The organism is Micromonospora deserti (assembly GCF_003236335.1).
Classification (GTDB): Bacteria; Actinomycetota; Actinomycetes; order Mycobacteriales; family Micromonosporaceae; genus Micromonospora; species Micromonospora deserti.
The window spans coordinates 1-4693 of sequence record NZ_POUB01000373.1; the positions used below are offsets into that span (position 1 = coordinate 1).

Sequence of the window (4693 nt, forward strand, 5' to 3'; positions counted from 1 at the left end):
GCCCCGGCTTCCCCCGCCCACGTTGAGCATGAAGGCGAAGAAGAGCGCGAGGGCGATCGTGATCAGCGGCATGGCGAGCAGCAGGACACCGTGGTGTCGTACCGCCTTCCAGAAGATGTCGTCGGACAGCAGCCGCTCGAAGTTCTCCAGGCCGATGAACTTCGGGTTGGCGCTCACCCCCCGCCAGTTGGTGGTGGCGAGATAGAACGCCTGGGCGTACGGCCCGATGACGAAGGTCACGTAGATCGCGACCGGCACCGTCAGGAAACCGACGATGAACGGGTATCTGCCATGCCGCATGGTTGTCGTCTCCGCTCGATTCCTACCGGCGACTCAGCGCTTGAACTTCTCGATGGACGAGTCCTTCTTCACCGCGTCCGCCGCCTTCTGCATCCGGTCGCAGAACTTCTGGGCGGTGCCGCCGGAGAACATCAGCTCGTTGGTGGCCGCCCGGGCCTCGTCGTCGAGCTTCTTGTACCAGGCGTCGAAGCGGTAGCTGAAGTAGTCCTTGCCGGCCGCGGCGAGCATCGCGTTGCCGCTGGTGAGACCGGGCGAGATCTCCACGCCGTCGACGGCGCCCTGGACCACGGTCAGCACCTTGGTCAGCTCGGTGAAGCCCTTGGCGCCGGCCTTGGAGAGCATGTGCCGCAGGTACTCCATGCCGCCGCGCGGGTTCTTGCCCTTCGACGCGACGAAGTACATCTCGCCGGCCGCGGCGTAGATGGCGGTGCTGGGCAGCGTGTCCGAGGTGGTCACACTCGGCACCGGCATCACCGCGTACTTGAAGCCCGGCGGGGTGTCCTTGGCCTGCTCGTTCTCCAGCCAGGAGCCGCTGGGGTAGAACGCCACCTTGCCCTGGTTCTGCTGCAGCTGGACCTCGGTGTGCTTCAGGCCCAGGTGCGCCTTGTTGCCGTACTTGGCGCCGATCTCGGCCCAGGCCGCCGCGGCCTGCTTGACCGGCTCGGCCTGCCAGGCGCCGTCCTCCAGGTTGTCGATGTTCTTCAGCACGTCCGGGCCACCGATCTTGGCCGCGCTGGTCAGCAGGACCAGGTACTGGTAGTACGCGGCGTTCGCCCCGGCGTACGAGTACGGGGTGATGCCGGCAGCCTTGATCTTGTCGCAGAGCGCGGTGAACTCGGCCCAGGTCTTCGGCGCCGCCCAGCCGTTCTTCTCGAACAGGGCGCTGTCGTACCAGAGGCCGAAGACGGTGAAGGCGTAGTTGAGCACGTACGGCTTGCCGTTGAAGGTGCCCTGCTCGACGGTGCCGGGGATGAGGATGTCCCGGACCTTCTTGCTCGGGTCGTCCAGCGACGGCGCGTCGAACAGCTCGGTGAGGTCCTGCACCTGGCCGGCCTGCACCAGCGCGCCCTGGTCCATCAGCTTCGAGCCGGCGTTGTTCACCATGTCCGGCGGGGTGTTGCTGGTGAACCGGGGCTGCAGGACGGTGCCGATCTCCTCGGTCTGGGAGAACTTCACCTCCGACTTGGGGAACTTGCTGTTGTACGACGGGATGTGCACGTCGGTGGCGTACTTGGTGCCGAGGCCACCATTGAAGATGACCACCTCCAGCGGGGCGTCCTCGGCGACGCCCAGCGGGTTCTCAGCGGACTTCTCGCCGGCGGCCTGGTTGGTCGGCTCGTCGTCGCCGCCGCTGACGCAGCCGGCGAGCAGGCCGGCGGCCGGGGTGGCGAGCAGGCCCGCCGCGGCGGCCCGGCGCAGCACGGTCCGGCGGCTCAGCTCGGCCAGGTTCTCGGGGATAATCGACATCGTCGTCTCTCCTTGTGGTGTCGGGTCAGGCGGTGCGCCGGAGGCGCCCGGCGTACCGCGACTCGAGGGCGAGGTTGTGCTCGTCCCCACCGGGGACGTTGGCGGAGAGGTAGATAGGGGGTACCTCCCCGGCCTGGTGGAACCGTCGTACGACCTCCGCGGTCAGCAGCTGCGCCAGCAGCGCGGCGGTGACCGAGGAGACCGCACAGACCGCGCCGCCGCCCTCGAGCGGCAGCAGTGCGTCGCCGTACGGCGCGCCGTTGTCCAGCACGACGTCGGCGAGGTCGGCGAGCCGCCGGCCGGACGGGTGCCGGGGGGCGACCCGCGCGGTGTGCTCGACCGAGGTGACCACGATCAGCGGGTGACCGCGCTCGGTGACCAGCGCCGCCAGCTCGACCACGGAGCCGTTGATGCCGGACTGGGACGCCACCACGAACACGTCCCGCGGGTGCGGCTCCGCGAGCGCGTAGATCTGGTGGGCGATGGTGGGGTCGCGCTCCAGCTTCGGGTCGGCGAGCACGTGACGCGGGGTGTCGCCGTGCAGCACCAGGTCGTGGATGGAGAGCCGGTTGGTGGGGACCAGGCCGCCGGCCCGGGCGACCAGTTCCGCGGCGAACGCCTCGGAGTGGCCCGCGCCGAACGCCTGGAGCACGCCGCCGGAGCGGAGGCTGTCCGCGATCAGGTCGGCCGCGGCGCCGATCGCGTCGGCGCTGGAGTCGACCACCCGGTCGAGCACCGGGCGGACCGCGTCGGCGTACCCCTGGGCGCTGATCATGACGGGGCCCCCTTCGCGGCCTTGTGCCCGTCGACGGCCTGGGCGGTACGCCGGAAGGCCGCGTGGGCGCGGTCGTGGGTGCGCTGGGCGACGGCGATGTACAGCAGGTCGAGCACGACCAGCTGCGGGTGCCGGGCCGACAGCGCGTCGGGACGGAAGGTGGTCGCCTGGCTGGCGGTGAGCAGCACGATGTCGGCCAGCTCGGCCAGCGGCGAGCGCGGGAAGCCGGTCAACGCCACCGTGGTCGCGCCCCGACTGCCGGCCTCGGCGAGCACCTCGATGGTCTCCCGGGTCTGCCCGGTGTGCGAGATGCCCAGCGCCACGTCGCCGACGCGCAGCAGGGCGGCGGAGGCCAGCCCGGAGTGCACGTCGTTCCAGGCCCAGGCGGCCACGCCGATGCGGTGCAGGCTGAACTGCATCTCCTCGCCGACCAGCGCGCTGCCGCTGGCGCCGAAGATGTTCACCCGGCTCGCCCCGGCGATGGCCACCGCGGCCCGCTCCACCTCGGCGAGGTCGAGCAGAGCGGCGGTGTCGTGCATGGCCTTGGTGTCGGCGGCCATGATCTGCCCCAGCACCCGCTCCAGGGGATCACCCGGCTGGATCTCCCGGCCGATGTCGACGGTCCAGCCCGCCGAGCGGGCCCGGCCGGTCTCGGCGGCGATGCCCAGCCGCAGGTCGGCGTAGCCCTCGAAGCCCATCGCCCGGCAGAACCGGGTGATGGTCGCCGGTGAGGTGCCGCTGCGTTCGGCCAGCTCGACGATGGTGGCCCGGGCGGCGGCCTCCGGGTCGCTGAGCACGTGCTCGGCGACCCGCCGCAGCGCCCCGGTCAGCTCGTCCGCACCGGCCCGGACCCGGGCCAGGACCCCCTCCGATGCAACGCCGAGCGCGCCCCGTCGGTCGAGCGCGTCGGCGTCGACCACCGCGGTCCCCGCGGAGGTGTCCACCTCGTGATCAACCATGGGACGCCTTTCCGAAAAGACTGTTAACTGATAGTGGTAAAAGTTCTTACTGAAGGCCCCTCCGTGTCAAGACCGTGGGCGAAGTTTTCAAACTGTTACCTGGAGCACAGCCTGGGCGGGCCCGCCGATCTTGCCTACCGACACCGGGCCGACCAGCATGAATGCGGCCACAAACCGCAGCAGATGGAGGCCGGGTGAAGATGTCCGACACCGTGGTGGTCGGTCTCGACGTCGGAGGTACGTCCACCCGGGCGGCCGCCCTGACCCTGGCCGGACGGCGGCTGGGAACCGGCTGCGCGGGCGGTGGCAACCCCACCAGTCACGGCGCCGAACGGGCCGCCGCCGAACTGCTCGCCGCGCTGCGCCAGGCGCTGGCCGACGTCGACCCCGCCCGGGTGCGGGCCGGCACCATCGGGCTGGCCGGGGCCGCCCGGCTGCTCGCCGACCCGGCCGGCCGGGACACCTTCGACCGGGCCTGGCGCGAGGCGGGCCTGCGCTGCCCGTACACGGTGCACGGCGACGCTCTCGTCGCGTACGCCTCGGGCACCGCGAGCCCCGACGGCACGGTGCTCATCGCGGGCACCGGAGCGATCGCCGCCCAGGTGCGTGACCTGCGACTGGACCGCGTCGCCGACGGGCACGGCTGGCTGCTCGGCGACGCCGGATCCGGCTTCTGGCTGGGGCGGGAGGCGGTCCGCCGGCTGCTGGCCGACCTCGACCGCGGCCGCACCCCCGGGCAGCTGACCGCGGCGGTGCTCGCCGAGCTGCTCGGTTCGGCCGAGGTGGCCGACCGTCCTCGGGACACCGTCGACACCGTGATCCAGGCGGTGACCCGCCGGCCGCCGGTCGAACTCGCCCGGCTCGCCCCGCTGGTGGTGGCCGCCGCTCAGGCCGGCGAACCAGTCGCCGCCGGCCTGATCGCCGAGGCCGCCGCCCACCTCGCCGAGAGCGTGACCCGGATCCGCCCGGTCGACGCCGACTCGCCGATCGTGCTCGGTGGCGGGCTGCTGACCGGCGACACCCCGCTGGCCGCCGGGGTGCGCGGGGAGATCGGCCGGCGGTGGCCGGCGGCGCCGCTCCGCTCGGCCGGCGACGGCGCCGCCGCGGCCGCCTGGCTCGCCGCCCGCGACCTGCCCGAGGTCACCGACCCCGGGCACCTGCACGCCCGCCTGGTCTCCCCGACCACCTGACC

General features: G+C 72.1%; 5 protein-coding genes. 1 reads left to right on the forward strand and 4 read right to left on the reverse strand.

Annotated features, from left to right (window positions below; genetic code table 11):
- The 4 genes from C1I99_RS29465 to C1I99_RS29480 all read right to left on the reverse strand — a co-directional run.
- A partial coding sequence (locus C1I99_RS29465; RefSeq protein WP_146604083.1) for a carbohydrate ABC transporter permease occupies positions 1-300 on the reverse strand: 300 nt, incomplete at its 3' end.
- A gap of 33 nt (positions 301-333) precedes the next feature.
- Entirely contained in the window at positions 334-1767 is a 1434-nt protein-coding gene (gene ngcE / locus C1I99_RS29470) for an N-acetylglucosamine/diacetylchitobiose ABC transporter substrate-binding protein (protein WP_111137453.1), read from the reverse strand.
- 25 nt (positions 1768-1792) lie between these two features.
- Positions 1793-2542, reverse strand: a complete 750-nt coding sequence (locus C1I99_RS29475; RefSeq protein WP_111137454.1) for a sugar isomerase domain-containing protein — start codon at positions 2540-2542, stop codon at positions 1793-1795.
- Complete coding sequence (locus C1I99_RS29480; RefSeq protein WP_111137455.1) at positions 2539-3501, reverse strand: MurR/RpiR family transcriptional regulator; 963 nt, start codon at positions 3499-3501, stop codon at positions 2539-2541. Before C1I99_RS29480 ends, C1I99_RS29475 begins: the two co-directional genes overlap by 4 nt.
- Before the next feature lie 200 nt (positions 3502-3701).
- Here C1I99_RS29480 and C1I99_RS29485 point away from each other — a divergent pair, with 200 nt between their 5' ends.
- Positions 3702-4691 (forward strand): N-acetylglucosamine kinase, encoded by a 990-nt coding sequence (locus C1I99_RS29485; protein ID WP_111137456.1) that lies wholly within the window; start codon positions 3702-3704, stop codon positions 4689-4691.
- Positions 4692-4693 lie beyond the last annotated feature (2 nt).

Bases quoted from the DNA above. Each gene is read 5' to 3' on its own strand.
- ngcE (WP_111137453.1), bottom strand. From the start codon at position 1,767: ATGTCGATTATCCCCGAGAACCTGGCCGAGCTGAGCCGCCGGACCGTG.
- C1I99_RS29475 (WP_111137454.1), bottom strand. From the start codon at position 2,542: ATGATCAGCGCCCAGGGGTACGCCGACGCGGTCCGCCCGGTGCTCGAC.
- C1I99_RS29480 (WP_111137455.1), bottom strand. From the start codon at position 3,501: ATGGTTGATCACGAGGTGGACACCTCCGCGGGGACCGCGGTGGTCGAC.
- C1I99_RS29485 (WP_111137456.1), top strand. From the start codon at position 3,702: ATGTCCGACACCGTGGTGGTCGGTCTCGACGTCGGAGGTACGTCCACC.